The sequence below is a fragment of the Candidatus Dependentiae bacterium genome, from assembly GCA_026389015.1.
Lineage (GTDB): Bacteria > Babelota > Babeliae > Babelales > Vermiphilaceae > JAPLIR01.
Window position 1 is genome coordinate 1 of record JAPLIR010000003.1, and the last position, 3,535, is coordinate 3,535.

At 38.0% G+C, this 3,535-nt stretch carries 5 protein-coding genes; all 5 read left to right on the plus strand.

Going from position 1 to position 3,535, the window contains the following annotated elements; all coding sequences use genetic code 11:
• The coding region (locus tag NTX86_00040; GenBank protein ID MCX5921711.1) for a hypothetical protein at positions 1-679 on the plus strand (679 nt) is incomplete at its 5' end.
• A 117-nt stretch (positions 680-796) separates the two neighbouring features.
• Positions 797-1,330: a hypothetical protein gene (locus NTX86_00045; protein MCX5921712.1), complete on the plus strand. Its 534-nt coding sequence runs from the start codon at positions 797-799 to the stop codon at positions 1,328-1,330.
• 80 nt (positions 1,331-1,410) lie between these two features.
• Complete coding sequence (gene miaA, locus NTX86_00050) at positions 1,411-2,382, plus strand: tRNA (adenosine(37)-N6)-dimethylallyltransferase MiaA (GenBank protein MCX5921713.1); 972 nt, start codon at positions 1,411-1,413, stop codon at positions 2,380-2,382.
• A 14-nt stretch (positions 2,383-2,396) separates the two neighbouring features.
• Positions 2,397-3,065, plus strand: coding sequence for an SPOR domain-containing protein (locus NTX86_00055; GenBank protein MCX5921714.1), 669 nt, complete (start codon positions 2,397-2,399; stop codon positions 3,063-3,065).
• A 49-nt stretch (positions 3,066-3,114) separates the two neighbouring features.
• Positions 3,115-3,535, plus strand: a 421-nt coding sequence (locus tag NTX86_00060; protein ID MCX5921715.1) for a SurA N-terminal domain-containing protein, incomplete at its 3' end; no start/stop codon positions are given.

Genomic DNA, 3,535 nt, shown 5'->3' on the forward strand with positions numbered 1-3,535 from the left:
ATGCGAGGTTACTTTAAGCGGTATGCGTATTGCAGAAAATGAGGTGCGTGATCATTTTAGTGTGTTGCTTAATATATTGAATGAATCGGACGATCAGGTCGATTTTGTACTTGCTAATAATATGCGATTTTATCATATCAAGCGGCTTACAAAGACTGTCGATATATTGTTAAAATATCATCTATCTCCTGCAAATACAGCCATGGTTTGTGATTTTACGCAGGTTCCATTTAAGCATGAAAGAATTCAGGCATGCGTGAGAAAAGTAAAAGAGATGCAAAATTATAAGCCGATATTTTTTTTATGGCAGCATGATTTTGTATCATACAGGGGAATTAATGACGTACTGTTTTTACAGGAATTTATAACGTTGCTCTTGTTAATTGGTCGGTCGAGTTGTCATTCGAATATGAAAAAAATGCCGACCGCAAAAGAGGTTATTACTTTATATAATGCCATAGCTGCTTTGCCTATTCCCGAATTGCTTAATTCACTTGATGCGATTGTTGATCAACTTACAGAGCTCCTTGATGGTTATGAACTTGATGCGGCCATGAGTTGGAAATCTTGGTTATCCAAATATTGGTGGGTCCCACCGGTTGTTGTTGCATCATGCATAGTGAACTTTTTTTTGCAAAAAGGTTTGCCAGCTGATAATACGGTGAATTTAGATTTTTAATGTTGTTTGTGATGGGTATTTTCTATTCATTTTAAAATGAATTTTTTTGTGCTATCCTCACACATTGAGTATGAGCTTTTTCTAAGGATAAAGTTTCCCTTTTAAGAGAGGGTGGCTATGTTTGTTCTTGGCGAAAAAGTTGTTTATGCCGGTCACGGTGTTGCAAAAATCAGTCGTGTTGTTGAAAAAAAAGTAGCTGGTGCAACAGCAAATTTTTTTGAATTAAAATTTGTTAATAAAGATATGACTATTTTGGTGCCAACTAATAATTTAGATGCTGTTGGTGTCCGTCGGTTGAGCTCTCGTGAAAAAATAAATGATATTTTTGCGATTCTTTCTCAACCATTGCAAAGTGTATCGCATGATTTAGTGATCAGTAATAATTGGAATAAAAGAAATAAAGATTATCAATGCAGACTCAGAAGCGGTAATCTGAGCGAAATATGCATGATTTACAGAGATCTTAAATGTATGGCCGCGCAAAAAGAACTGTCTTTTGGCGAAAAGGGTTTATTAGTTCAGACTGAAGCATTGCTTGTTGAAGAAATAGCCATTGTTGAAAACATGCAGGAAGATATGGCAATGGAGCAATTAAGGTCGTTAGTAAATGCTCGGCATTATAAACAACCGGAGATTATGACTACATTATAATAAGGTTTGAGTACTGAAAAAAATAACAAAGAAAAAGGGTTTGAGTATATCAAGCCCTTTTTCTTATCAAGACAGGTATTATGAAATTAAAACAACCATATATGTTTATTATTTATGGCCCAACTGCGGTTGGTAAGACTGATTTTGCGCTGAACATTGCGCAAAAAGTTCCTGCTGAAATTGTTAATCTTGATATGGGGCAGTTTTATACGGCTCTTTCTATTGGTACTGCCAAGCCCGATTGGCGATCGATGCCAGTTCCTCACCATCTTTTTGATGTCGTAGATGAAGCGCGCAATTTTACGGTGGCCGAATATAGGGCAAAACTTTTTACAACATTGCACGATATTTGGCAACGAGGCAATCTGCCGATTCTAGTCGGTGGTTCTGGGTTTTATCTTAAGTCTATTTTTTATCCACCCGTTTCGCCTATTCCTATTGACCATAGTCGGTATGATACGTTACCGGTTGATCAAGCATGGCGCATGTTGCATGAGGTTGACCCTGATCGCGCTGCTGCCATTAATCCGAATGACGCCTACCGCATTAAGCGTGCGTTAGCAATTTGGCATGCGACTGGACAAAAGCCTTCCGAACAGGCACCGATATACGAACCGCCTTGTCCATTTTTATTAGTATCATTACTCAGAGAGCGTCATGAGTTGTATGCAAAGATAGATGCACGCGTTCATGAAATGCTCAGGGCTGGGTGGGTTGAGGAAGTTACTGCATTACGTGGTACGCCATGGGAGCAATTTTTGCGATCAAAAAAAATAATTGGTTACGATGATTTGCTGCACTATCTTGACGGTGAGCATTCTGAACAAGCGTTAAAACTTGTTGTGCATACGATTCAACAAAAGACGCGTAACTATGCAAAACGACAGCTTACTTTTTGGCGTATGCTTGATCGTACCTTGCAAAAAGCTTTACAGGCAGAAGGTATTCATGCTATCCCGCCATCGGAAATAGTGTCGATTAACTTGACTTTATTTGACGTTGATTTATATATAGAGCAGTTGTCAGACAGATTAATGACGTTATTTGAATAAAGAAGGGATGCATTGTGTTTGAAAAAAATGAAGGACTTTTTGTGCGTAACAGACATGTAAGCATGATTGTTTCTGGCGTTTTATTATTTAATTTTATGCTATTTGTTGGCGGTTATTTTTTGGGGCAAAGAAATTCTGTCACGGCATTCACCAATAAGATTGATCAAGAATCATTTAGTGATCAGATTTACTCTTCTTTGTGTTCTTTGTGCGATAGTGGAGACACCGAAGAAAGTAGTGAGGATGAAGAAAATGGCGCATCATCCGTAGCGTCTCTTGATCCTGCACAAGCAGAAGTGAAATCTGCAAATAATGATACACAAGATGTAACCGTTGGGTCAGCATTAGAACCTGTATCAGTTGTGCAATCTGCATTAGCTGATAATAACGATAACGTTGATGATGTAAGTGATGATAAAGACGCAACGCCAAGTGCGGAATATTATGCACAGCTTGCTGGTTTTGGTACAGAGCATGCAGCAGAGCAATTTGCTCAACGATTAGCGCGTAAAGAGGTTTCTGTTGTGGTCAAAAAACGCCAAAGCAGAACATCGCGTGGTAAATTCGTTGCATGGTATCAAGTCATGACTGAAAAGTTCGATGATAAATCAGAGCTTGATTCTTTGGTCAAAAAACTTGAACAAGAAGAAAAATTAAAAGATGTTCGTATTATAACGTGTTAATTAATTATTGTTTTATTCTATAGGCAGTAGCAGAAGAAAGGCACTCCACATGATCATGGCGATACGCAGAAGCTTTAAAAGCAAAGCTTACAAGATTATTTTATGGATCGTAATTTTAGCAATGGCGGGTATTTTTACTTTACCAGAGCTTTTCAAGATGGGCAGAACGGCTTCGTGGATTGCAAAAATTAATAAACAAAAAATTTCTCCCTCTGATTTTATGCGCAAAGCAACAATGCACCAACAGTATATGGCTATTTTTCGTGAAAAGTATGGCCAATCAGCTGATTTGATTTTGCAATCAATGGGTATCAATCTTGATCCTCAAGTATTTGCTTTTGATGCTGTTGTTCAAGAAGCATTGTTGAACCAAGCAGCTCAAAAAATCGGCATAGTTATCAGTCCAGAGTATGTTGAAGAAAAGTTAGCTAACCCACTTTTTGTACGGCAAGAGCTTTCAGATTTGATTC

Coding starts and splice junctions, on each gene's coding strand:
- miaA (MCX5921713.1), top strand. CDS start 1,411: ATGAAATTAAAACAACCATATATGTTTATTATTTATGGCCCAACTGCG.
- NTX86_00045 (MCX5921712.1), top strand. CDS start 797: ATGTTTGTTCTTGGCGAAAAAGTTGTTTATGCCGGTCACGGTGTTGCA.